Origin of the sequence: Salmonella sp. SAL04162 (assembly GCF_046551535.1) — a bacterium.
GTDB classification, from domain to species: Bacteria; Pseudomonadota; Gammaproteobacteria; order Enterobacterales; family Enterobacteriaceae; genus Salmonella; species Salmonella enterica.
Genome location: NZ_JBGDVX010000004.1, coordinates 383,636 through 407,907 on the forward strand (window position 1 = coordinate 383,636; position 24,272 = coordinate 407,907).

Genomic DNA, 24,272 nt, shown 5'->3' on the forward strand with positions numbered 1-24,272 from the left:
AAACGGGCCGCAAATGTGGCCCGTTGGCTTTTGTAGGCCGGATAAGCGTTAGCGCCATCCGGCTACGAGATTAACGTTTGTAGATGAACTCGACGCCTTCTTCGTCGTCTTCATCCCAGTCGTCATCCCAGTCATCGTCTGCGTCTTCTTCCACTTCAGCCAACTGCTGGCGATGATAATCGTCCCACATGAACTCGACTTTTTCCGGCTGTTTTGCTTCTTCAGCCTGCGCGATCGGATTCTCGATGATAAAGGTCATCACATCCCAGCAGAGATCTTTCACCCCTAGCTGACTGGCAGCGGAAATCAGATAGTATTTCCCTTCCCAGCCCAACGCTTCGGCGATCGCTTTCGCTTTCTCTTCCGCTTCGGTTTTATCCATCAGATCGATCTTGTTGAACACTAACCAGCGCGGTTTAGCCGCCAGATCCTGGCTGTATTTTTCCAGTTCGCCAATAATGATACGGGCGTTTTCCACCGGATCGGAACCGTCGATCGGATCGATATCAATGAGGTGCAGCAGTACGCGGCAACGTTCGAGGTGCTTCAGGAAGCGAATCCCTAGGCCCGCGCCTTCCGCCGCGCCTTCGATCAACCCCGGAATGTCAGCCACCACAAAACTCTTTTCGCTGTCCATACGTACCACGCCCAGGCTCGGCACCAGCGTGGTAAACGGATAGTCCGCGACTTTCGGTTTTGCTGCCGATACCGCGCGAATGAACGTTGATTTACCGGCGTTTGGCATCCCCAGCATCCCGACATCCGCCAGCAGCATCAGTTCCAGCAGCAGGTCGCGCTTATCGCCCGGCGTACCATTGGTTTTCTGGCGCGGCGTACGGTTAACCGAGGATTTAAAACGGGTATTGCCTAACCCATGCCAGCCGCCCTTCGCGACCAACAGACGCTGACCGTGTTTGGTCATGTCGCCCATCGTTTCACCGGTTCCCTGGTCGATAACGCGCGTACCGACCGGCACTTTAATGGTCACGTCTTTACCGCGTTTACCGGTACAGTCGCGGCTCGCGCCATTCTGACCACGTTCAGCGCGGAACGATTTTTCAAAGCGGTAATCGATCAGCGTATTCAGGTTTTCATCGGCTTCCATCCAGACGTCGCCGCCGTCGCCGCCATCACCGCCGTCCGGGCCGCCTTTCGGGATATATTTTTCGCGGCGGAAGCTCACACAGCCATTACCGCCATCGCCTGCAACGACCAGAATCGATGCTTCATCAACAAACTTCATTTTATTCTCCGTAAATCATTCGCCTGAGCGGGGTTGCGAAACCACCGTTTCATGCTTACGTAAACCGCCCCAAATACGATGACCAATGGCGGAATACATCGCGCCCGCAACCACGACAAACGCACCGAGATAACCTAAAAGGTTTAACATCGGTCTGGCGAAGAAATCGGGCCAGGCCATAGATAAAAGATCTGAAAACAGCAGGGTAAATAGCGGTGTAAGCGTGATTATCGCGCTCACCTGCGCCGCCTGCCAACGCGCCATCGCTTCCGCCAGGGCGCCATATCCTACCAGCGTATTTAGCCCGCAGAAAATCAAACAGGCGAGCTGCCAGTCGCTCAGTTGCGCTATCACCATCGGTTTTGCCAGCGGCAAGAGCGCTATCGTACATAAAGTGTACAGTAAAAACAGGATCTGCTGCGAGGCCAGACGTCGCAATAATACTTTTTGCGCCACGCCATAGCTCACCCACACCATCGCCGCGCCTACGCCAAAAATAACGCCCCAGGTGTAGTCGGTCAGTCGGGTAAAAATCTCGATCAGACTGGTGTTAAAAAACATCACCAGCCCGCTCAATAACATCAGCGCGCCAATCACCTGCGTACCGCGCATCTTTTCTTTCAGAATAAAGACGCTGGCGACCATCATGCCAACCGGCGAGAGCTGGCCGATAACCTGCGACGCGGTTGGGCTTAAATATTGCAGGGAAGAACTGAACAAAATGAAATTACCGAACAGTCCGCAGGTCGCTATCGCCAATAACACCAACCAGCGCGGCTTACGAAAAATACGCAGCGGCGGCAGCTTTCTTTTTACTGCCAGTATCGCCCCGAGGCCAATACTGGCCATTAAGAAGCGGTAGAAGACAATGGTTGAAGGCTCCATCACCTCCAGCACTTGCTTCATTGCTATTGGCAACGCTCCCCAGCACATCGCGGTAGTGAGCGCTAAAAGAATGCCAATGCCTGCCTGCTGCTTCATGCCGTGTTCCCTGCAAAGACCCGTTAACGGCATTCACACAGCCACACGGGTATATTTTAGTCGGCCATCGAATGTAAAAAGCCCCGCAACAGGTGCGGGGCTTTCATCCGTTACCGGACCACAAAAAACTTACTCAGCAACGATGCTGATGTATTTACGGTTTTTCGGGCCTTTAACTTCGAATTTCACTTTACCGTCTGCTTTAGCAAACAGAGTGTGGTCACGACCGCAACCAACGTTGGTGCCAGCGTGGAATTTAGTACCACGTTGACGAACGATGATGCTGCCTGCCAGAACTGCTTCACCGCCAAAGCGTTTTACGCCCAGACGTTTAGCTTCAGAATCGCGACCGTTACGAGTCGAGCCGCCAGCCTTTTTATGTGCCATTTAATCTGCTCCCCTAATCTTAAGCGCTGATGCCGGTAATTTTCACATCAGTGAACCACTGACGATGGCCCTGCTGCTTACGGTAGTGTTTACGGCGACGAAACTTAACGATTTTAACTTTCTCGCCACGACCGTGGGCAACAACTTCAGCTTTGATTACGCCGCCATCAACGAAAGGAACGCCGATTTTGACTTCTTCACCGTTTGCGATCATCAGAACTTCAGCGAACTCGATAGTTTCGCCAGTTGCGATGTCCAGCTTTTCCAGGCGAACGGTCTGACCTTCGCTTACTCGGTGTTGTTTACCACCACTTTGGAAAACCGCGTACATAAAAAACTCCGCTTCCGCGCACACCTTTCAATGATTCAGAGCGCGCTATAAATATTCACAATAGGGCGCGAATATTACGCAAATTGCACGGCTTTGACAAGTGCTACCATCAATACATGAAGAAAAAAAACACAACGCATACGGTAACGTTTATCTGCGGCGTTTTTTCAGTACAATCAGGGTATATTTCTAACCATAAACCCTACGTTACCTCATTCAGACATGGGATAATCGGGGCGATAAGCCCGGCTTTTGCGATGAATTTAGAAAAAATCAACGAGTTAACCGCGCAAGATATGGCGGGTGTCAATGCGACAATCCTTGAACAGCTTAATTCCGACGTTCAACTGATTAATCAGCTAGGATATTACATTATTAGCGGCGGCGGGAAACGCATTCGTCCGATGATTGCCGTTCTTGCCGCGCGTGCGGTGGGTTATCAGGGTAACGCGCACGTGACTATCGCCGCTCTGATCGAGTTTATCCACACGGCGACGCTGCTGCATGATGATGTGGTGGATGAATCCGATATGCGTCGCGGCAAGGCAACGGCAAATGCCGCCTTCGGTAATGCCGCCAGCGTGCTGGTCGGCGACTTTATCTATACCCGCGCCTTCCAGATGATGACCAGCCTCGGCTCGTTAAAAGTGCTGGAAGTGATGTCGGAAGCGGTCAACGTGATTGCAGAAGGCGAAGTGCTGCAATTGATGAACGTGAATGACCCGGACATTACCGAAGAAAATTACATGCGGGTGATTTACAGTAAAACGGCCCGTCTGTTCGAAGCCGCCGCCCAGTGCTCCGGTATTCTTGCCGGTTGTACGCCTGAGCAAGAGAAAGGGTTGCAGGACTATGGCCGCTACCTTGGTACGGCTTTCCAGCTCATTGACGATCTGCTGGATTACAGCGCCGACGGCGAGCATCTCGGTAAAAATGTGGGTGATGACCTCAATGAGGGCAAACCCACCTTACCGTTGCTTCACGCCATGCGCCACGGTACGCCAGAACAGTCAGCGATGATCCGTACCGCTATTGAACAAGGTAATGGCCGTCATCTTCTGGAACCGGTTCTGGAAGCGATGACCACCTGCGGCTCGCTGGAATGGACGCGTCAGCGAGCGGAAGAAGAAGCCGACAAAGCGATATCCGCGTTGCAGATATTGCCGGATACTCCATGGCGTGAGGCGCTTATCGGTCTCGCACACATCGCGGTGCAGCGCGATCGTTAATGCCGTTCTCTTATCCCGCGTACTGCGCGGGATATCCCATTAAGTTCTAATAAACTCCAGATACCCTATCGCCTGTCTTTCACATACTCACCCAGGACTTCCCCTGGCATATTCTGAATATTGCCGACACTTACATGAACTTTTTAGAACATTCTTTCACGAAGCGTTATAGTATCGAACGTCGTCGGGTTGTTAAAACCGTAAGTGATTAACCTAAGGAGTGATGGATGTATGGAAAGCAAGCTTATTGACTGGCATCCGGCCGATATCATTGCCGGACTACGTAAAAAAGGGACTTCAATGGCCGCTGAGTCACGTCGGAATGGATTGAGTTCATCCACGCTGGCCAATGCATTAACGCGCCCGTGGCCGAAAGGAGAGTTGATTATCGCGAAAGCATTGGGAACGGAACCCTGGGTTATTTGGCCATCGCGTTATCACGATCCGCGCACGCATGAGTTTATCGACAGAACGCGGCTTATGAGAGCGCGTAATAAAAACAAACAGAATGTAGAGTAAGAGCCTGTAAAACAACCCCCGCATCGCGTTCGCGGGGGTTATTCAGCGTACAGAAGGTTATTCGCCTTTCACGCGTTCAATATTCGCGCCTAGCGCGCGCAGTTTGTCTTCGATGCGCTCATAACCGCGATCGATGTGATAAATGCGATCCACAATCGTCGTGCCTTCCGCAATACAGCCCGCCAGCACCAGGCTCGCAGATGCCCGCAGATCTGTCGCCATGACCTGGGCGCCAGAGAGCGTTTCTACGCCATGGCATATGACGGTATTGCTTTCAATTTCCGCACGCGCGCCCATGCGGCTGAGTTCAGGCACGTGCATAAAACGGTTTTCAAAGACGGTTTCAGTGATAAAGCCCGTCCCTTCCGCCACCAGGTTCAGCAACGTGAACTGCGCCTGCATATCGGTCGGGAATGCCGGGTGCGGCGCGGTACGGACATTGACCGCCTTCGGTCGTTTGCCGTGCATGTCCAGACTAATCCAGTCCTCGCCCACTTCGATATCCGCGCCAGCATCGCGCAGTTTCGCCAGTACCGCGTCCAGAGTGTCCGGTTGCGCGTTACGGCAGAGGATTTTGCCGCGAGAGATCGCTGCCGCCACCAGGAAAGTCCCCGTTTCGATACGATCCGGCAGCACACGATAAACGCCGCCGCCCAGACGCTCTACGCCCTCGATCGTAATACGATCGGTGCCCTGCCCGGCGATCTTCGCCCCCAGCGTAACCAGGAAGTTAGCGGTGTCGACAATTTCCGGCTCGCGCGCGGCGTTTTCAATGATGGTCGTCCCTTCTGCCAGCGTAGCGGCGCACATAATGGTGACGGTCGCGCCGACGCTGACCTTATCCATCACGATATGCGCCCCTTTAAGACGTCCTTCGACGGAGGCCTTTACGTAGCCCTCTTCCAGCTTGATGGTCGCACCCAGTTGTTCCAGACCGGTAATATGCAGATCAACCGGACGCGCGCCGATAGTACAGCCCCCCGGCAGAGAGACTTGTCCCTGACCAAAACGGGCAACCAGCGGCCCCAGCGCCCATATCGAGGCGCGCATGGTCTTAACCAGATCATAAGGCGCGCAGAACACGTTCACCTGGCTGGCGTCAATGTGTACCGATCCATTGCGTTCCACTTTCGCACCTAATTGGCTCAGGAGCTTCATCGACGTATCCACGTCTTTCAGTTTTGGAACGTTTTGGATCTCTACCGGTTCTTCTGCCAGCAGAGCGGCGAACAGGATCGGCAGCGCGGCGTTTTTGGCGCCGGAAATTGTGACTTCGCCCTGGAGCGTCGTTGGCCCCTGTACACGAAATTTATCCATTATTGTATTCTCAGTTAAGCATTCATCTCCGCTACCGGCAGGTTACCCGTAGCTTAAAATCCGTTAAGTTTACGATCGCGCGCCCATTCCGCCGGGGTATATGCTTTGATCGATACGGCATGGATACGGTTGTCCGCAATGTACTCCATTAGCGGCCCATAGACCGTTTGCTGTTTCTTGACCCGGCTCATGCCGTCAAACATCTCGCCCACGGCAATAACCTGAAAGTGACTGCCATCGCCGGAGACGTGGACTTCCTGGAGGGAGAGGGCATTCATCAGCACACTCTGAATTTCATGATTTTCCATGGGTTCTTTATTCGTCAAATAGTGAAAACAGCCCAACATCTTAGAGCAAAGTCGCGCCGTCTTAAATAAGCAAAAGATTACGCTGATAAATCAGCGCGGTAAAAGTGCCGGATGGTGCTGCTAACGCAACTTATCCGGCCTACGGGGATCATGCGAAGTGTAGGCCGGATAAACCATCCGGCATTCATTACATACGGGGAAGTACGTCTTCGGGCAAGTTATATAATTGCGCCAGCGCGTAAACCTTGTCGTTAACGCCAGACAGCGACACGGCATTGCCCTGCTTTTTTGCCTGGTTCACAAGGTGCGCCAGCAGCGCCAGTCCCCCTGTATCCACCCTGGAGATCTGGCTCAGGTCGATACGGGTAACGCCAGTCATCGCTTCTACGCGCGCGTCCCATAGCGGCGCCAACACGTCCTGATCCAGCTCTCCCGCCAGCACCAGAGTGTCCGCCTCACGCGTCCAGGTGAGTTGCGGCGTCATTACTGTTTCTCGTCCAAAGTAATTTTCTGTTGAGAGATAGATTTCAGTTGTGCGGTCAGGCCGTCAATGCCTTTAGTACGCAGCAGATCGCTCCACTCATTTTGCTTGGTGGTGATCATGCTGACGCCTTCCGCAATCATGTCATACGCCTGCCAGTTGCCGGTCTGGGTGTTTTTGCGCCACTGGAAATCCAGGCGTACCGGCGGACGACCGTTGGGATCGATAATCGTTACACGGATAGGCACAATGGTCGCATCGCCCAGCGGTTGCTCAGGCGCTATCTGGTAAGTCTGGCCGTGGTACATCGCCAGCGCCTGACCGTAGGCCTGTTTCAGGTATTCGCGAAACGCTGCAAAATAGGCTTCACGCTGCGCCGGGGTCGCCTCTTTGTAGTAGCGGCCCAGCACCAGCGCGCCGGCATATTTTACCTGCACGTACGGCAGAAGTTCCTGATCAACAACGTCGCGCAGGTAATCCGGATTGGCACGAATTTTCGGCTGTTCGTTTTTCAGGCGATCAAAAGTTTTCTGCGCCGCCTCGTTCATCAGTTTATAAGGATTGCTCTGATCCGCTGCCGTTGCTGCGCTTAATGGCGCAATGACCAGCAGGGCCACCATCATCAGTCGTTTAAACATGCCTCAATTCTCCTGAGATTATTTCGTTTCGCCCGCGGGCGTTGTGGCTTCAGTATGGCCTTCCGTTGCGGCTGGCGCATCGCCAGAATTCTTATTGTCGTCGCCTTTGCTGTTATAAAGGAACTGACCAATCATATCTTCCAGCACCATTGCAGACTTGGTGTCCTGAATCGTACTCCCATCTTTGAGGATAGACGTTCCCAGCTCAGGATCTTCAAAACCGACGTTTAATGCCAGATATTGCTCCCCCAGCAGCCCGGAAGTACGAATACTCAACGAGCTGGTATCGGGAATATGGTTATAACGCTCTTCGATGTCGAGCGTTACGCGCGGCAGGTATGTTTTCGGATCAAGCGAGATATCTTCAACCCGCCCGACAACCACCCCGCCGATGCGTACCGGGGAACGCACTTTCAGACCGCCGATGTTATCGAAGGTCGCATAAACCTTATAGGTCGGCTCCGTGCGCATAGAGGTCACATTTGCCGCCTTCAGGCAAACAAACAGCGCCGCCAGCAACGCTACCAGCAAAAAAACGCCTACCCAAATTTCATTTTTTTTCGTTTGCATGAACTCAATTCCCAAACATCAGTGCGGTCAGCACAAAATCCAGCCCCAGAACGGCCAACGATGCGTGAACCACGGTACGCGTCGTTGCCCGGCTAATCCCGGCAGAAGTCGGTATTGCGTCATAACCGTTGAATAACGCAATCCATGTTACCGTAATGGCGAACACCACGCTCTTTATCAGACAGTTCACCAGATCCATACGCCAGTCGACGGCATTCTGCATCGCGGACCAGAAGAACCCGGCGTCGATTCCCTTCCAGCTTACGCCGACCAGCGAGCCGCCCCAGATACCGACCGCCACAAAGATAATGGTCAGTAGCGGCAACGAAATCACGCCCGCCCAGAAGCGCGGCGAAATCACCCGGCGCAATGGATCGACCGCCATCATCTCCATACTGGAGAGCTGCTCCGTCGCCCGCATCAGGCCGATTTCCGCCGTCAATGCCGACCCGGCCCGCCCGGCAAACAGCAACGCCGCGACCACCGGCCCCAGCTCGCGCAGCAGCGAAAGCGCCACTAACATGCCAAGACTGGTCTCCGCGCTGTAAGTAGTCAGAACCAGATAGCCTTGCAGCCCCAGCACCATACCGATGAATACGCCGGAGACAATAATGATAAGCATCGACAAGACGCCCACATTATAAAGCTGGCGCACCAGCAGCGGCGCATGTTTGCGAAACTCCGGCTTACCGATAATCGCATTGAATAACATTAACCCGGCGCGCCCGAACGTCCTGACGGTTTTGATCCCGCTGTGTCCGAGTGCTGCCAGCGCATTTAACAGCATGAGTGGCTTAACTCCCTGTTTCGAGTAAATCAAGGTGATAGTCGCCCGCCGGATAGCGGAACGGAACCGGCCCGTCGGCAATGCCGTCAAGGAACTGACGCACGCGCGGGTCCGTATTCTCCTGCAACGCCTGAGCGCTACCGTGAGCGACGATTTTTTTGTCCGCCATGATCCAGGCGTGATCCGCAATACTGAGCACCTCTGGCACATCATGCGAGACCACCACGCAGGTCACGCCCAGCGCGCTGTTCAATTCTGAAATCAGCTTCACCAGAACGCCCATGGTAATCGGGTCCTGGCCGACAAACGGCTCATCGAACATGATGAGATCCGGTTCCAGAGCGATGGCGCGCGCCAACGCGGCGCGACGCGCCATCCCACCGGAGAGCTCGGAAGGCATCAGTTTTGCCGCACCGCGCAGCCCGACAGCTTCCAGTTTCATCATCACAACGCTTTTTAGCAGCGGCGCGGGTAAATTGGTGTGCTCCCGTAGCGGATAGGCCACATTGTCAAACACGTTCATGTCGGTAAACAGCGCTCCCGACTGAAACAGCATACTCATACGTTTGCGGACGGTGTAGAGCCGCGAACGGGACATGGCCGGCACATTCTCGCCATCAAATAAGATCTCGCCCTTATCCGGCGGGATCTGTCCGCCAATCAGGCGCAACAGCGTGGTTTTACCGATGCCCGACGGCCCCATGATCGCCGTGATCTTCCCGCGCGGCACCGTCAGGGAAATATTATCGAAAATGCAGCGTTCGCCACGGGAAAAGCTGACGTCGCGCATATCGACTAAATTGGCCGCAGACTGACCCATTGATTCATCCTTCGTATTGCCTTGTTGAGGTAACCATGGCGCTGAATTTAACCATGGGTTCGACATAATTACAGAATATTAACTGACAGGGTTAGCGAAAGCTGGCATTCGTTTTACTTTTTAGCCGCATAAAGTCAAAATTAGGACTTCGTTACGGCTTCCAGATATCCCTTCCAGGGGACCGGCGAGTATACCTGAAGAAAGGACTTTAGATGCTTTTAGCGATGGCGCTACTCATAATTGGTTTGCTTCTGGTGGCCTACGGCGCCGATCGTCTGGTGTTTGCGGCCTCTATTTTATGCCGTACATTCGGTATTCCCCCGCTGATCATCGGGATGACGGTCGTGAGTATCGGCACCTCGCTGCCGGAAATTATTGTGTCGGTCGCCGCATCGCTACACGGTCAGCTCGATTTGGCCGTCGGCGCGGCGCTCGGTTCTAACATCACCAATATTTTGCTGATCTTAGGGCTGGCGGCGCTGGTTCGTCCATTTACCGTGCATTCCGATGTTTTACGTCGCGAATTGCCGTTAATGTTATTTGTTAGCGTGGTAGCCGGTTCCGTACTGCATGACGGACAGTTAAGCCGCAGTGATGGTATCTTTCTCCTGCTTCTGGCTGTGCTATGGCTGTTATTCATTGTTAAAATCGCGCGTCTGGCCGAACGCCAGGGGAATGACAGCCTCACCCGCGAACAACTGGCGGAGCTGCCGCGCGAAGGCGGGCTCCCCGTCGCGTTCTTATGGCTGGGCATTGCGCTGGTCATCATGCCGATGGCGACGCGCATGGTAATCGATAACGCTACGGTGCTGGCGAACTATTTCGCCATGAGTGAATTAACGCTCGGTCTGACAGTCATCGCCGTCGGCACCAGTCTGCCAGAGCTGGCGACGGCGATTGCCGGCGTGCGAAAAGGCGAAAATGATATTGCCGTTGGTAATCTCATTGGCGCCAATATTTTTAATCTCGCCATCGTGCTGGGACTGCCTGCGCTGATCGCGCCGGGAGAGATCAACCCGCTGGCGTTTGGGCGTGATTATAGCGTGATGTTGCTGGTTAGCGTGGTTTTCGCTTTACTTTGCTGGCGGCATCCGCGTCAGATTGGTCGGGGCGCAGGTATACTGCTGACCGGCGGGTTTATCGTATGGCTGGCGATGCTCTATTGGCTATCGCCACTTCTTGTTGGATAACTGGAAACGGATTATGTCGCATTTAGCGTTGCAACCGGGGTTTGACTTTCAGCAGGCAGGCAAAGAGGTCCTGGAAATTGAACGTGAAGGCCTGGCGGAGCTTGATCAATATATCAACCAGCATTTCACGCTGGCCTGTGAAAAAATGTTCAACTGCACCGGAAAAGTGGTGGTCATGGGGATGGGAAAATCCGGTCATATCGGACGGAAAATGGCCGCCACGTTCGCCAGTACCGGCACCTCTTCCTTTTTTGTACATCCGGGCGAAGCCGCGCACGGCGATTTGGGGATGGTTACGCCGCAGGATGTGGTTATCGCTATCTCCAACTCCGGCGAATCCAGCGAGATCGCGGCGCTAATACCGGTGCTTAAACGGCTGCACGTGCCGTTAATTTGCATTACCGGGCGACCGGAAAGCAGCATGGCGCGTGCGGCAGATGTGCATCTGTGTGTTAAAGTGCCCAAAGAAGCGTGTCCGTTAGGCCTGGCGCCTACCAGTAGTACCACCGCAACGCTGGTGATGGGCGATGCGCTCGCCGTGGCGTTGTTAAAAGCGCGCGGCTTTACCGCCGAAGATTTCGCTCTGTCGCATCCTGGCGGTGCGCTGGGACGTAAGCTACTGCTGCGCGTAAGCGATATTATGCATACTGGCGATGAGATCCCGCATGTTAATAAACATGCCACCCTGCGTGATGCGCTGCTAGAAATTACGCGTAAAAATCTCGGTATGACCGTCATTTGCGATGAATCCATGAAGATTGACGGTATCTTCACCGACGGCGATTTACGTCGCGTGTTCGATATGGGCGGCGATATGCGCCAGTTGGGGATCGCCGAGGTGATGACGCCAGGGGGCATTCGCGTGCGTCCCGGTATTCTCGCTGTCGATGCGCTGAATTTAATGCAGTCCCGCCATATCACCTCCGTACTGGTTGCTGATGGCGACCAGTTACTCGGTGTGTTACATATGCATGATCTCCTGCGTGCAGGCGTCGTGTAGAAACTCAAGGATAATTAACGATGAGTAAAGCAGGTGCGTCGCTTGCGACCTGTTATGGCCCCGTCAGCACCCATGTCATGACCAAAGCGGAGAATATCCGCCTGCTCATCCTGGACGTGGATGGCGTATTGTCTGACGGCCTGATTTATATGGGCAATAACGGCGAAGAGCTGAAGGCTTTCAACGTTCGTGACGGCTATGGCATTCGCTGTGCTTTGACCTCCAATATCGAGGTTGCCATTATTACCGGACGAAAGGCTAAACTTGTAGAAGATCGCTGCGCCACGCTGGGGATTGTCCATCTTTATCAGGGACAGTCGAATAAGCTGATCGCCTTTAGCGATCTGCTGGAAAAACTGGCCATTGCGCCGGAAAATGTTGCCTATGTCGGCGATGATCTGATTGACTGGCCGGTGATGGAAAAAGTGGGGTTAAGCGTTGCCGTTGCGGATGCGCATCCGCTGCTGATCCCCCGCGCTGACTATGTGACGCACATTGCCGGCGGGCGCGGCGCGGTACGTGAGGTGTGCGATTTGCTGCTGCTGGCGCAGGGCAAGCTGGATGAGGCCAAAGGGCAATCGATATGAGTAAAACCAGACGTTGGGTTATCATTCTACTGTCGCTGGCCATTCTGGTACTGATTGGTATCAATCTGGCGGATAAAGACGATCCTGCTGCCGTGATGGTCAACAGCAACGATCCCACGTATAAAAGCGAGCATACGGATACCGTCGTGTACAGTCCGGAAGGCGCGTTGAGCTATCGTCTGATCGCGCAGCACGTTGAATATTTTTCCGATCAGGCGGTCTCATGGTTTACGCAACCGGTATTAACCACCTTTGATAAGGATAAAGTGCCGACATGGTCGATCAAGGCCGATAAAGCCAAATTGACTAACGATCGGATGCTCTATCTGTATGGCCATGTTGAAGTCAACGCCCTGGTGCCTGACGCTCAATTACGCAGAATTACCACCGATAACGCGCAGATTAATCTGGTGACGCAGGATGTTACCTCGAACGATCTGGTGACGTTATACGGCACAACATTTAACTCCAGCGGACTGAAAATGCGCGGTAACTTACGCAGCAAGAACGCCGAGCTGATTGAAAAGGTTAGAACCTCTTATGAAATTCAAAACAAACAAACTCAGCCTTAATCTTATGCTTGCCGGCTCGCTGCTGGCCGCCAGCATTCCGGCTTTCGCCGTCACGGGCGATACCGAACAGCCTATTCATATTGACTCGGATCAACAGTCGCTGGATATGCAAGGCAACGTCGTGACCTTTACGGGCAACGTGGTGATGACCCAGGGCACGATTAAGATCAACGCCGATAAAGTCGTGGTTACCCGCCCTGGCGGCGAACAGGGGAAAGAGGTGATCGACGGTTACGGCAATCCGGCCACCTTCTACCAGATGCAGGACAACGGTAAGCCGGTGAAAGGCCACGCTTCCCATATGCACTACGAGCTGGCGAAAGATTTTGTGGTGCTAACCGGCAACGCTTATCTGGAGCAGCTTGACAGCAACATTACCGGCGACAAAATCACCTACCTGGTGAAAGAGCAGAAAATGCAGGCCTTCAGCGAGAAAGGCAAACGCGTCACCACCGTTCTGGTGCCGTCGCAGTTGCAAGACAAAAACAAAGGCCAGACTCCGGCGCAAAAGAAGAGTAACTAATTCGTTATGGCAACATTAACTGCAAAGAATCTGGCGAAGGCCTATAAAGGCCGTCGCGTAGTGGAAGATGTCAGTCTGACCGTTAACTCCGGGGAGATTGTCGGGCTGCTCGGTCCAAACGGCGCGGGTAAAACCACCACCTTTTATATGGTCGTCGGTATCGTGCCGCGTGACGCGGGCAATATCATCATCGATGATGAAGATATCAGTCTGCTGCCGCTGCACGCGCGCGCGCGCCGCGGTATCGGCTATTTGCCGCAGGAAGCCTCTATTTTCCGCCGTCTCAGCGTATTTGATAACCTGATGGCGGTACTGCAAATTCGTGACGATTTGACCGCAGAACAGCGAGAAGACCGCGCCAACGAGCTGATGGAAGAGTTTCATATTGAGCATCTGCGCGACAGTATGGGACAGGCGCTGTCCGGTGGTGAACGCCGTCGTGTAGAAATAGCCCGCGCGTTGGCCGCTAATCCCAAATTTATCCTGCTGGATGAACCCTTTGCCGGCGTTGACCCGATTTCCGTTATCGACATCAAACGCATTATCGAGCATCTGCGCGATAGCGGGCTCGGCGTGCTGATCACCGACCATAACGTCCGTGAGACGCTGGCAGTCTGTGAACGCGCCTATATCGTGAGCCAGGGCCACCTTATTGCCCACGGTACGCCGACAGAAATCCTGCAAGACGAACACGTTAAGCGTGTATATCTTGGGGAAGACTTCAGACTCTGATAGGGTAGAGGGCTATGCTGCTCTAGCGGGAGAAAACGACTCTGAATATGAAGCAAGGTTTGCAACTCAGGCTTAGCCAACAACTGGCGATGACGCCTCAGCTACAACAGGCCATCCGTCTGTTGCAGTTGTCTACGCTGGAACTTCAGCAGGAACTCCAGCAAGCGCTGGAAAATAACCCGCTGCTTGAGCAAACCGATCTTCATGACGAAATCGACACTCAGCAACCTCAGGATAATGATCCTCTCGATACCGCCGACGCGCTCGAACAAAAAGAGATGCCGGAAGAGCTGCCGCTTGACGCCAGTTGGGATGAAATTTACACCGCCGGGACGCCGTCCGGCCCCAGCGGCGATTATATCGACGATGAGCTGCCCGTCTATCAGGGCGAAACGACGCAGTCGTTGCAGGATTATCTGATGTGGCAGGTTGAGCTAACGCCCTTCTCGGACACCGATCGCGCTATTGCGACATCCATTGTCGACGCGGTAGATGATACCGGTTATCTCACCGTATCCCTGGACGAAATTCGCGAAAGCATGGGCGATGTAGAGGTGGATCTCGATGAGGTTGAAGCCGTTCTGAAGCGCATTCAGCGTTTTGATCCGGTAGGCGTCGCGGCAAAAGATCTTCGCGACTGTCTGCTGATCCAGCTTTCACAATTCGACAAATCCACGCCGTGGCTGGAAGAGGCGCGGCTTATTATCTGCGATCACCTTGATCTGCTGGCCAACCACGATTTCCGCACGTTGATGCGCGTTACCCGACTAAAAGAAGAGGTGCTGAAAGAGGCGGTAAACCTGATTCAGTCGCTCGATCCCAGACCCGGTCAATCGATCCAGACCGGTGAGCCGGAGTACGTTATCCCGGATGTGCTGGTACGCAAGCATAACGGTCGCTGGACGGTGGAGCTTAATAGCGACAGTATTCCCCGTTTACAGATTAACCAGCACTATGCCGCCATGTGCAACAGCGCGCGCAACGATGCCGACAGCCAGTTCATCCGCAGTAATTTACAGGATGCGAAGTGGCTGATAAAAAGCCTTGAAAGCCGCAACGACACGCTGCTGCGTGTCAGTCGCTGCATCGTCGAGCAACAGCAAGCCTTTTTTGAACAGGGCGAAGAATATATGAAACCGATGGTACTGGCGGATATCGCCCAGGCCGTCGAGATGCACGAATCCACCATATCCCGCGTGACCACGCAGAAGTATTTGCACAGCCCGCGCGGTATTTTTGAACTCAAATATTTCTTTTCCAGCCACGTCAATACCGAAGGCGGAGGCGAAGCCTCTTCCACCGCGATTCGCGCGCTGGTGAAGAAGTTAATTGCGGCGGAAAACCCCGCGAAACCACTGAGCGACAGCAAGTTAACCTCTCTGCTGTCAGAACAAGGTATCATGGTGGCGCGCCGCACTGTTGCGAAGTACCGAGAGTCTTTATCCATTCCGCCGTCAAACCAACGCAAACAGCTGGTTTGACCCAACCGATAAGGAAGACACTATGCAGCTCAATATCACCGGACATAATGTCGAAATTACTGAAGCCCTGCGTGAATTTGTGACGACGAAATTCGCCAAACTTGAACAGTATTTTGAGCGGATTAATCAGGTATACGTGGTGTTGAAAGTGGAGAAGGTCACGCATATCTCGGATGCGACGCTACACGTTAACGGCGGCGAAATTCACGCCAGCGCGGAAGGCCAGGATATGTATGCCGCCATTGACGGCTTGATTGATAAACTGGCAAGGCAGTTAACCAGGCATAAAGATAAACTGAAACAACACTAATTGTCCGGGCAGTTAGCCAGTGCAGGACGGCCTGTTGTGTGACACAACGGGCCATTTGTACAGTTAGCGCTCCGAACCTGGCCATCAACCTGACAGGACAGGTTCTTAGGTGAAATTATGATAAATAACGATACGACTCTACAACTGAGCAGTGTACTTAACCAGGAGTGTACGCGTAGCGGCGTTCATTGTCAGAGTAAGAAACGCGCGCTGGAAATCATCAGCGAACTGGCGGCAAAACAGCTCAGTTTACCTCCTCAGGTCGTGTTTGAAGCCATTCTGACACGCGAAAAAATGGGCAGTACCGGTATTGGTAATGGTATCGCCATCCCGCACGGGAAACTGGAAGAAGATACCTTACGCGCCGTCGGCGTGTTCGTTCAGCTCGAAACGCCGATCGCGTTCGACGCCATCGATAACCAGCCGGTCGATCTCCTCTTCGCCCTGCTGGTGCCCGCCGATCAAACTAAAACGCATCTGCACACGCTGTCGCTGGTGGCGAAACGTCTGGCGGATAAAACGATCTGCCGCCGCCTGCGCGCGGCGCTGAATGATGAAGAGCTGTATCAAATCATTACTGACACCGAAGGTGAGCAGAATGAGGCATAACAACTCAATGGCATTTCTTTCTGTCGTTGTGAGGAGAAACGGTACATGGTACTGATGATCGTCAGCGGGCGTTCCGGATCAGGTAAATCTGTCGCTCTGCGCGCGCTGGAAGATATGGGATTTTACTGCGTGGATAACCTCCCCGTCGTGCTGTTGCCCGATCTGGCGCGAACGCTGGCCGATCGCCAGATTTCCGCCGCCGTCAGCATTGATGTGCGCAATATGCCTGAATCACCTGAGATTTTTGAACAGGCGATGAATAATCTGCCTGGCGCTTTCTCGCCGCAATTGCTGTTTCTTGATGCCGACCGCAATACCTTGATTCGCCGCTACAGCGACACGCGCCGTTTGCATCCGCTTTCCAGCAAAAACCTTTCTTTAGAGAGTGCGATCGATAAAGAGAGTGACTTGCTGGAGCCGTTACGCTCACGTGCGGATCTGATCGTCGACACTTCAGAAATGTCCGTCCATGAGCTGGCGGAGATGCTGCGTACCCGGCTGTTGGGCAAACGCGAGCGCGAACTGACGATGGTATTTGAGTCCTTCGGCTTTAAACATGGTATCCCGATTGATGCGGACTATGTGTTTGATGTCCGCTTTCTGCCCAACCCGCACTGGGATCCAAAACTGCGCCCCATGACCGGGCTTGATAAGCCGGTAGCCGCGTTTCTTGACCGACACACAGAAGTTCACAATTTTATCTATCAGACTCGCAGCTATCTTGAGCTATGGTTACCGATGCTGGAGACCAACAACCGCAGCTACCTTACCGTCGCTATCGGTTGTACCGGCGGGAAACACCGTTCGGTGTATATTGCAGAACAGCTGGCAGACTACTTCCGCTCGCGCGGTAAAAATGTCCAGTCTCGCCATCGCACGCTGGAAAAACGCAAAACATGACCGTAAAGCAAACTGTTGAAGTCACCAATAAGCTGGGCATGCATGCCCGGCCTGCCATGAAGCTTTTCGAACTGATGCAGGGTTTTGACGCCGAGGTGCTATTACGCAATGACGAAGGCACCGAAGCGGAAGCAAATAGCGTCATCGCTCTGTTAATGCTCGACTCCGCCAAAGGGCGTCAGATCGAAATTGAAGCCACCGGCCCGCAAGAAGTTGAAGCGCTGGCGGCGGTTATCGCGCTGTTCAATTCCGGCTTTGACGAAGACTAAACCTCCCCCTCTATACCCTATTTTCCCCCAACGCCGTCCCGGTATTTGATGACAGTCACCCCAAAACCGGGCGTGTTACGCCTGCCTGCCACTTGTCCCGCAGCCCCACCCTTTCGTAAGATTTGTACATTTCGTGCGCTTTACCTATGCATAAAAACATTAAGAAAACCTTAAAAAATTTCGTTTAGGTTTTGTTTAAGTTCTTTGTCCATACTAAATTTATGTGAATAAATTTTTCCAGGACTTGCCATGATCTTCTTATCCAAACAGACTCCGCTGGGCACCGGTCGACATCGTAAATGCTATACGCATCCGGATAATGCCCGGCGTTGCATAAAAGTCATTTACAACCGTAACCACGGCGGTGATAAAGAGATTCGGCGTGAACTGAACTACTATGCGCATCTGTCCCGCTACCTGACGGACTGGAGCGCTATCCCCCGTTATTACGGCACGGTAGAAACCGATTGCGGCACCGGCTATGTCTACGACATGATTACCGATTTCAACGGCGCGCCCTCTATTACCCTGACCGAGTTCGCCGCGCAATGTCGTTATGAAGAGGATGTCGCTGTCCTGCGGCGGCTACTGAAAAAACTGAAACGTTACCTGCTGGATAACCATATTGTGACGATGTCGCTGAAGCCGCAAAACATCCTGTGCCAGCGTATCAGCGAGTCAGAAGTGGTTCCGGTGGTTTGCGACAATCTGGGGGAAAGTACCTTTATCCCGCTGGCGACCTGGTCAACATGGTGCTGTGAACGCAAACTGGAGAGAGTGTGGCAGCGGTTTATCGCCCAGCCTGCACTGGCCGTTGCCCTGGAGAGGGACGCGCAGCCAAAAGACAAGAAACGGCTGGCGCTTACTTCTCACGAAGCTTAATGGCCTGTGCTTATCAGGCCTGGACGACACAGATCGCAGGCCGGATAAGGCGTTCGCGCCGCCATTCGACAAAATTAATTAAGCTGGTTGCGCGTCATAAAAGATTCCCCGCCCAGTTGGCGCATCTGGCGCATAATCCACGCCTGCCGGCTACGCACATAGCCGGAAGGCGCATTCGCCTTATAGCGAATCGGGTTAGGCAGCACGGCCGCCAGCAACGCGGCTTCGGACATATTTAAGCGGCTGGCAGGTTTATGAAAATACCGTTGTGCCGCAGCCTCCACGCCAAAAATACCATCGCCAAACTCCGCGATATTCAGATAAACCGTGAGGATGCGCTTTTTGCTCCAGACAGTTTCAATGCCCAGCGTTAGCCCAGCCTCCAGACCTTTGCGCAGCCAACTGCGTCCATCCCATAAAAAGAGATTTTTCGCCGTTTGCTGCGAAAGCGTAGAGGCGCCGCGAATACGGCTCTCATTCCGCTCATTATGCGCCAGCGCTTTTTCAATCGCCGGAACATCAAAGCCCCAGTGCTCAGGGAACTTCTGGTCTTCCGCCGCAATTACCGCCAGCCCCATCCACGGCGAGATATCCGCCATACTGACCCAGTCAGAATGCGCCACATAACCGAACTCTCCACTCAGCCAGGCGCTAATCTGCCGTTCCGCCATCACCGCCGAAAAAGGCACCGGAACCACGCTAAACAGCGCAATGCCGCCGCCCCAAAAGACGGCGAGCGCAGCAAGGATACGTAAAAGTAGACGGCGCAAAAACCTTAACGGCGCGATGCGTCGTTTGCTCATTCCGCCAGAACCAGCACGCGCGACACTAATTTATCAATGCCGCTTGCCGCCTGGGCGATATCCTGCGCCAGCATATAGGCAGGGGTGGTCACGACCTTGTTATCCTCGTCCACAACGATATCATCAACCGGGCAAGGTACGTGTTCGGCGCCCATCTCTTCAAGTACTTCAGCGGTATCAATATCCGTCCCTATTGTCAGACGTAGCGGGAAGTCAAAGATTTTCGGCAACATTGCGGGCGCGATACAGATGAATCCCAGCGGCTTGCCGGACTGGTGCATGGCCTTCGCCAGCGCGACGACATCGCTATCCACCCGGCATTCGCTCCCCTGGCTGGCGAAATTACTCAGGTTCTTCGCCGCGCCGAAACCGCCAGGCACAATGAGCGCATCCAGTTCCTCTGGCTGAGCCTGGGACAGGGGACGAATATCGCCCCGCGTAATACGCGCCGCCTCAATCAGAACGTTACGCGTTTCCGCCATCGCTTCGCCGGTCAGGTGATTAATAACATCCGCTTGTGGTTTATCCGGCGCGAAGCAGACAGCCTGCGCGCCGCTGCGGGCAATGGCCAACAGCGTCAGAACGGCCTCATGAATTTCGGCGCCGTCATAGACGCCGCATCCGCTGAGCACTACGCCAATTTTTTTCATGGTGAACATCCTCCTGCAACCGACTCAAGCCCATTAATAATTTTGATTAAAATGCTACGCTTCACACATTTAAATGATTCATGTAACAAATCATTTAGGATTTGCTATCTTAACTGCGTGCGGCCTGAAAACAGGACTGCGCCTTTGACATCATCATAATAAGCACGGCGCAGCCACGATTTCCCTGGTGTTGGCGCAGTATTCGCGCACCCCGGTCAAACCGGGGTCATTTTTTTTCCGCGTTTGCCACCCAGGCTTTCAGCACCGCGACATCGTGCTGCCACTCCTGCTTCATCTCTTCAATCCATTCCGCGACATTATCTTCCCAGGCGGGAAGATCCGGCGACTGGATTTGCTGGGCAAGTTGTTGCAGATGACGCAGCCCTACCGAACCGGCGGCGCCTTTAATCTTATGCCCTTCCTCAACGACGCCTTTTTTGTCACGCGCCGTCAGATTGGACTCCAGCACGCTTAAATAGCCAGGCATCATTTTTTCAAACACCGCGAGACCGTCGGTAATCAATTTAGGCCCGACCAACTCGATGTATTGTTCCAGCATCGGGATATCCAGCAGCGCTTGCGCTTTATCGCTCTCTTCAGGCGTCACGGTACTCTCCTCTTTATCGGTGGCATCCCAGAATTTTTTAATCATCGCGGTTAAGGCCGGCACCGACAGCGGCTTACTCAGCACATCGTCCATACCAGCGTCCAGATACTCTTTTTTATCTTTCAGAACGTTAGCCGTAAGCGCTACCAGCGGCGGTAAATCTTCTCGCGTGTGGCGACGGGTCAGTTCTCTGGCGATATCCAGACCCGTCATATCCGGTAGCTGAATATCTAGTAAGACCAGGTCATATTCGCCCGGCGCGAACATCTCCAGCGCCGCCTTGCCGGTCATCGCGACATCCACGCTGTTCCCCAGTTTTTCCAGTACCGAACGCGCTACGATCACGTTCAGTTCAATATCTTCGACCAGCAGAACATGCAGCGCGGGCAGCGGCATGTCGTCTTCATCAAAGGCGTCCTCCACCTCTTCCGCCACCGCTGGCGCATGAACCGTTAGCGTAAAGGTCGATCCTTTGCCCGGCAGACTGGAGACGGTAATATCGCCGCCCATATTTTTCGCCAGCCGACGGGAGACCGCCAGCCCGATACCGGTACCCGTCGCCGGCTTACCGCCATGACTGTCTTTCACCTGATAATACATGGCGAAAATTTTATCCTGCTCATCCTGCGGAATGCCGATCCCGGAATCTTCCACTTCAAAGTGCAGCATGTCGCCTTCATCATAGCGCGCCCGCACCGTCACCTGGCCCTGCTGAGTAAACTTCACCGCATTGCTGATCAAATTCCATAAAATCTGGCGCAGACGCGTTCCGTCGGTAATAACTTTGTGCGGCAGCGGCAGCGTCGGCTCAAGCACAAAACGTAGCCCTTTTTGCTGCGCCTGCAAACCGGAAAGGTTTTCCAGATCGGCCATAAAGCTGGTGAAATCAACCGGTTGGTTATCAAGCTGAACCTTACGCCGCTCCATCTTATCCATATCAATGATATCATTGAAAATATTGCCTAACGTCACGGCGGAGACATGGATTGTCTTAAGGTATTTTTCCTGTTCGGCGGTGAGATCGGTATCCAGCAGGATGCGGCTTAAACCGACGATGCCGTTAAGCGGGGTGCGCAGCTCATGACTGATGGTAGAGATAAACGTGGTCTTGTCGCGGCTGGCGCGCTCCAGCGCGTCCTGATAACGCTTACGTTCGGTAATATCACGGCCAAATCCCATCAGGCCATGACGTTTACCGACACGGTCGTAATAAGGCACTTTACGAATTTCAAAGCAGGCTTTTCGTCCGTCCGGGTAATCCAGCCACTGTTCGTAGGTCAGGGAGACGTTATGGCGGAATACTTTTTCATCGGTTTCAATGACTTTCTCCGCCGCTTCGGGAGAGTACACATCTTCCGGCTTCAAATGCACCAGCTGTTTTTCGCTCTTGCCGGTTAGCAATTCCATTGCGCGGTTACAGCCGGAAAATTCTTTATCCTCATTACGATAAAAAACCAAATCCGGCGAGGCGTCCAGAAAGGAGCGCAGAAAAGAGGATTGCTGTTCTAGCTGGATTTGCGCTTCTTCACGCTCTTTAATTTCTACTTTTAGCTGTTCAAATGTCTCATGCAGCTCCGCTTCCGCTTTTTCGCGATCGGCAATTTCCTGATTAAGCTGGGCAATATTGTCCTTCAACTGTACGTTAAGCTTGAGATCGCGCTCGCGCATCTCCTCCAGCTTTTGCACCAGACGCGACAGTCGCTGCCTTGACTCTTCCAGTTGTTCAACAACAACGGATAAGAAATAGACCGCCCAGGGCGTAATTAACAGGCCAAAAAAGATGGAGCGAATGACGTCGATACTTTCAACCTGACCATGCAGCACCATGGTCACCGCCATCTGCACGACAATCGCCAGCACCACCAATGCCAACGCCAGGAGCATGGAAAAGCGCACCAGACCCAATTTCATCATCAGGTCGACATAGTATTGCGCCAGCATACGAATTTGCTTCATAGAGGATTCCTTCACCACAACTTCGCACATAATACCCAATTATGGGAACCGCGTTGAATATTGTGCGAAATATGCGTAGCGCCCCTCATCACGCTACGCTACAGGTGGTATCCAGGGACGGGCCAGCGCAGAGCCCTGTACGCCATGCTCATTCAGGTATTTGTCCAGCTCAACCATCCCCGTCCAGCGATTCTCACACCACAGCGGGGCAAGCAGCGTCGGACGGCGAGCGCTGGCTGAAATCCGGTGATAAATTATCTCCGGCGGCGTATGACGAATCATCTCACCTGCCGTTAGCGTGTAGTCGTCCAGTTCGATGCCGTTCAGCCGCCCCGCTTCCCAGGCTTTGGCCATCGTACTGCCTTTCACAATATGTAGCGGATGCAGTTTAATACCGTCTACGCCCGTCTCCACCACACGCTCCATGGTTTGCAGGCATTCTGCCTGCCCTTCTCCCGGCAGCCCCACAATCAGATGCGCGCACACTTTCAGCCCGCGCTCCCGGGCAATCCGGGTGGTACGCTGATAGCAGGCGAAGTCATGCCCGCGGTTAATTCGGTGCAGGGTTTTATCGTGCGCGGTTTGCAATCCCAGTTCCAGCCACACCTCGTAGCCTTGATCTTTATATTCACACAGTAAATCTACTACTGCCTGCGGGACGCAATCCGGACGCGTACCGACACATAACCCGACGATACTGGCCTGGCTGACCGCCTGTTGATACATGGAACGCAGCACCTGCACTTCCGCAAAGGTGCTGGTGTAGGCCTGGAAATAGGCCAGATAGCGTTTAGCGCGGTTCACCAGATGCGCCTGATGCGCAAGCTGCTCGGCAATGGAATGATGCTGCTGCGCCTCATCGGCAAAAGAGGCGACATTACAGAAGGTGCAACCGCCACGCCCGATGGTACCGTCGCGATTAGGGCAGCTAAAACCGCCATGAAGCGTCAGCTTATGAACCTTTTGCCCATACCGACGTAAAAGATCCCCACCAAACATATTGACTAATTTCTGTAACTGCATAATCTGATAGACCGCCTCTTAAAAAGAGGCCAAAGCCTGCCATTTTTAGTCTCCTTTGGCGATGACCTGGATCAATCGTCCCGGAAGGCTTTTATCCATTGCATAATCAAGCAAAATAAACGATATTTCATTCATAATCCCGCTGATGATTTTTCCTGATATTCCCCTCTTTTTTCAGCGTTTGCTGGGTCATCGATAAAAACAGTAGCATTCAATACTGCTCACGCTTAAAACAGCATAAAATGCCAAGATTTTTGAAAAAGCAAGGTCAGATAACGTCTGGCGAGCGGCTCTTATAGTGAGACAGATCACAGGCTTTCTGCCGCTCCGTATTAGCAGCCACTCTATAAAAAACCTTTTAATTTCAACAGATTCAAAAAGTTATCTGTGCTACAGCACACTTTTGCATAAATCAGTTTGCCATTTGACCTGGGTGTGGATTCCCGATAAGTTGGGGATCCGCTGGAAGCTTTCTGGATGAGCCGTCTGCTCATCATATTTATGCAGTAATTGAGATTCCCTCTTAACCGTATTTACCAATGCGCAAAGGACACAAAGAGGGCGAAT

General features: G+C 53.3%; 29 protein-coding genes. 14 read left to right on the plus strand and 15 right to left on the minus strand.

What is annotated here, in order from left to right:
- Positions 1–70 precede the first annotated feature (70 nt).
- From cgtA to rplU, 4 genes are all read right to left on the minus strand, one after another.
- Positions 71–1,243 (minus strand): Obg family GTPase CgtA, encoded by a 1,173-nt coding sequence (gene cgtA / locus ACLJRH_RS10830; protein WP_000673556.1) that lies wholly within the window; start codon positions 1,241–1,243, stop codon positions 71–73.
- Between the two features lie 15 nt (positions 1,244–1,258).
- Positions 1,259–2,224: a DMT family transporter gene (locus ACLJRH_RS10835; protein WP_000813052.1), complete on the minus strand. Its 966-nt coding sequence runs from the start codon at positions 2,222–2,224 to the stop codon at positions 1,259–1,261.
- A gap of 129 nt (positions 2,225–2,353) precedes the next feature.
- The gene (gene rpmA, locus ACLJRH_RS10840; protein ID WP_000940593.1) at positions 2,354–2,611 is read right to left on the minus strand and encodes a 50S ribosomal protein L27; all 258 of its coding nucleotides are present in this window, start codon (positions 2,609–2,611) and stop codon (positions 2,354–2,356) included.
- A 19-nt stretch (positions 2,612–2,630) separates the two neighbouring features.
- On the minus strand, positions 2,631–2,942 hold the full coding sequence (rplU, locus tag ACLJRH_RS10845; RefSeq protein ID WP_000271396.1) for a 50S ribosomal protein L21: 312 nt from the start codon (positions 2,940–2,942) through the stop codon (positions 2,631–2,633).
- A gap of 257 nt (positions 2,943–3,199) precedes the next feature.
- Between rplU and ispB the strand changes: the two genes are divergently transcribed.
- The gene (gene ispB / locus ACLJRH_RS10850) at positions 3,200–4,171 is read left to right on the plus strand and encodes an octaprenyl diphosphate synthase (protein WP_001047354.1); all 972 of its coding nucleotides are present in this window, start codon (positions 3,200–3,202) and stop codon (positions 4,169–4,171) included.
- Positions 4,172–4,402: 231 nt separating this feature from the next.
- Positions 4,403–4,690, plus strand: a complete 288-nt coding sequence (gene sfsB / locus ACLJRH_RS10855; protein WP_000444168.1) for a DNA-binding transcriptional regulator SfsB — start codon at positions 4,403–4,405, stop codon at positions 4,688–4,690.
- A gap of 57 nt (positions 4,691–4,747) precedes the next feature.
- On the opposite strand, the gene murA is transcribed toward sfsB, so the two are convergent.
- From murA to mlaF, 7 genes are all read right to left on the minus strand, one after another.
- Positions 4,748–6,007: a UDP-N-acetylglucosamine 1-carboxyvinyltransferase gene (murA, locus tag ACLJRH_RS10860; RefSeq protein ID WP_000357288.1), complete on the minus strand. Its 1,260-nt coding sequence runs from the start codon at positions 6,005–6,007 to the stop codon at positions 4,748–4,750.
- A gap of 53 nt (positions 6,008–6,060) precedes the next feature.
- Positions 6,061–6,315, minus strand: a complete 255-nt coding sequence (ibaG, locus tag ACLJRH_RS10865; RefSeq protein ID WP_001518349.1) for a BolA family iron metabolism protein IbaG — start codon at positions 6,313–6,315, stop codon at positions 6,061–6,063.
- A 187-nt stretch (positions 6,316–6,502) separates the two neighbouring features.
- On the minus strand, positions 6,503–6,799 hold the full coding sequence (gene mlaB / locus ACLJRH_RS10870) for a lipid asymmetry maintenance protein MlaB (protein WP_000188844.1): 297 nt from the start codon (positions 6,797–6,799) through the stop codon (positions 6,503–6,505).
- Positions 6,799–7,434, minus strand: coding sequence for a phospholipid-binding protein MlaC (gene mlaC / locus ACLJRH_RS10875; RefSeq protein ID WP_000476475.1), 636 nt, complete (start codon positions 7,432–7,434; stop codon positions 6,799–6,801). Before mlaC ends, mlaB begins: the two co-directional genes overlap by 1 nt.
- Before the next feature lie 18 nt (positions 7,435–7,452).
- Positions 7,453–8,004 carry an outer membrane lipid asymmetry maintenance protein MlaD gene (mlaD, locus tag ACLJRH_RS10880; protein ID WP_001193591.1) on the minus strand — a complete coding sequence of 184 codons (552 nt, stop codon included), beginning with the start codon at positions 8,002–8,004 and terminating at the stop codon, positions 7,453–7,455.
- A gap of 4 nt (positions 8,005–8,008) precedes the next feature.
- Entirely contained in the window at positions 8,009–8,791 is a 783-nt protein-coding gene (mlaE, locus tag ACLJRH_RS10885) for a lipid asymmetry maintenance ABC transporter permease subunit MlaE (RefSeq protein ID WP_000925786.1), read from the minus strand.
- A gap of 7 nt (positions 8,792–8,798) precedes the next feature.
- Positions 8,799–9,611 (minus strand): phospholipid ABC transporter ATP-binding protein MlaF, encoded by an 813-nt coding sequence (mlaF, locus tag ACLJRH_RS10890; RefSeq protein ID WP_000531566.1) that lies wholly within the window; start codon positions 9,609–9,611, stop codon positions 8,799–8,801.
- Between the two features lie 212 nt (positions 9,612–9,823).
- Between mlaF and ACLJRH_RS10895 the strand changes: the two genes are divergently transcribed.
- The 12 genes from ACLJRH_RS10895 (at position 9,824) to yrbL (ending at position 18,666) form a co-directional block, all read left to right on the plus strand.
- Positions 9,824–10,801: a calcium/sodium antiporter gene (locus tag ACLJRH_RS10895; protein ID WP_000922742.1), complete on the plus strand. Its 978-nt coding sequence runs from the start codon at positions 9,824–9,826 to the stop codon at positions 10,799–10,801.
- 13 nt (positions 10,802–10,814) lie between these two features.
- On the plus strand, positions 10,815–11,801 hold the full coding sequence (gene kdsD / locus ACLJRH_RS10900; RefSeq protein WP_000018617.1) for an arabinose-5-phosphate isomerase KdsD: 987 nt from the start codon (positions 10,815–10,817) through the stop codon (positions 11,799–11,801).
- A gap of 20 nt (positions 11,802–11,821) precedes the next feature.
- Complete coding sequence (gene kdsC / locus ACLJRH_RS10905; protein WP_000030029.1) at positions 11,822–12,388, plus strand: 3-deoxy-manno-octulosonate-8-phosphatase KdsC; 567 nt, start codon at positions 11,822–11,824, stop codon at positions 12,386–12,388.
- The gene (gene lptC, locus ACLJRH_RS10910; protein ID WP_000047845.1) at positions 12,385–12,960 is read left to right on the plus strand and encodes an LPS export ABC transporter periplasmic protein LptC; all 576 of its coding nucleotides are present in this window, start codon (positions 12,385–12,387) and stop codon (positions 12,958–12,960) included. The genes kdsC and lptC overlap by 4 nt, the downstream gene beginning before the upstream one ends.
- Positions 12,929–13,483, plus strand: coding sequence for a lipopolysaccharide ABC transporter substrate-binding protein LptA (gene lptA / locus ACLJRH_RS10915; protein ID WP_000669770.1), 555 nt, complete (start codon positions 12,929–12,931; stop codon positions 13,481–13,483). The genes lptC and lptA overlap by 32 nt, the downstream gene beginning before the upstream one ends.
- A gap of 6 nt (positions 13,484–13,489) precedes the next feature.
- Positions 13,490–14,215 (plus strand): LPS export ABC transporter ATP-binding protein, encoded by a 726-nt coding sequence (gene lptB, locus ACLJRH_RS10920; RefSeq protein ID WP_000224104.1) that lies wholly within the window; start codon positions 13,490–13,492, stop codon positions 14,213–14,215.
- Positions 14,216–14,262: 47 nt separating this feature from the next.
- Positions 14,263–15,696, plus strand: coding sequence for an RNA polymerase factor sigma-54 (rpoN, locus tag ACLJRH_RS10925; RefSeq protein WP_000809020.1), 1,434 nt, complete (start codon positions 14,263–14,265; stop codon positions 15,694–15,696).
- Positions 15,697–15,718: 22 nt separating this feature from the next.
- Positions 15,719–16,006: a ribosome hibernation promoting factor gene (hpf, locus tag ACLJRH_RS10930; RefSeq protein WP_001176589.1), complete on the plus strand. Its 288-nt coding sequence runs from the start codon at positions 15,719–15,721 to the stop codon at positions 16,004–16,006.
- A gap of 117 nt (positions 16,007–16,123) precedes the next feature.
- Positions 16,124–16,615 (plus strand): PTS IIA-like nitrogen regulatory protein PtsN, encoded by a 492-nt coding sequence (ptsN, locus tag ACLJRH_RS10935; protein WP_000609332.1) that lies wholly within the window; start codon positions 16,124–16,126, stop codon positions 16,613–16,615.
- Positions 16,616–16,660: 45 nt separating this feature from the next.
- Entirely contained in the window at positions 16,661–17,515 is an 855-nt protein-coding gene (rapZ, locus tag ACLJRH_RS10940; RefSeq protein ID WP_000243749.1) for an RNase adapter RapZ, read from the plus strand.
- The gene (npr, locus tag ACLJRH_RS10945) at positions 17,512–17,784 is read left to right on the plus strand and encodes a PTS phosphocarrier protein NPr (RefSeq protein ID WP_000216797.1); all 273 of its coding nucleotides are present in this window, start codon (positions 17,512–17,514) and stop codon (positions 17,782–17,784) included. Before rapZ ends, npr begins: the two co-directional genes overlap by 4 nt.
- Before the next feature lie 249 nt (positions 17,785–18,033).
- Positions 18,034–18,666, plus strand: a complete 633-nt coding sequence (yrbL, locus tag ACLJRH_RS10950) for a PhoP regulatory network protein YrbL (RefSeq protein ID WP_000576805.1) — start codon at positions 18,034–18,036, stop codon at positions 18,664–18,666.
- A gap of 74 nt (positions 18,667–18,740) precedes the next feature.
- On the opposite strand, the gene mtgA is transcribed toward yrbL, so the two are convergent.
- From mtgA to ACLJRH_RS10970, 4 genes are all read right to left on the minus strand, one after another.
- The gene (mtgA, locus tag ACLJRH_RS10955) at positions 18,741–19,469 is read right to left on the minus strand and encodes a monofunctional biosynthetic peptidoglycan transglycosylase (protein WP_001646420.1); all 729 of its coding nucleotides are present in this window, start codon (positions 19,467–19,469) and stop codon (positions 18,741–18,743) included.
- On the minus strand, positions 19,466–20,119 hold the full coding sequence (gene elbB, locus ACLJRH_RS10960) for an isoprenoid biosynthesis glyoxalase ElbB (protein ID WP_000719811.1): 654 nt from the start codon (positions 20,117–20,119) through the stop codon (positions 19,466–19,468). The genes mtgA and elbB overlap by 4 nt, the downstream gene beginning before the upstream one ends.
- Before the next feature lie 226 nt (positions 20,120–20,345).
- Positions 20,346–22,682 carry an aerobic respiration two-component sensor histidine kinase ArcB gene (arcB, locus tag ACLJRH_RS10965; RefSeq protein ID WP_080187408.1) on the minus strand — a complete coding sequence of 779 codons (2,337 nt, stop codon included), beginning with the start codon at positions 22,680–22,682 and terminating at the stop codon, positions 20,346–20,348.
- Positions 22,683–22,775: 93 nt separating this feature from the next.
- On the minus strand, positions 22,776–23,705 hold the full coding sequence (locus ACLJRH_RS10970) for a TIGR01212 family radical SAM protein (protein ID WP_001176878.1): 930 nt from the start codon (positions 23,703–23,705) through the stop codon (positions 22,776–22,778).
- Between the last annotated feature and the right edge of the window lie 567 nt (positions 23,706–24,272).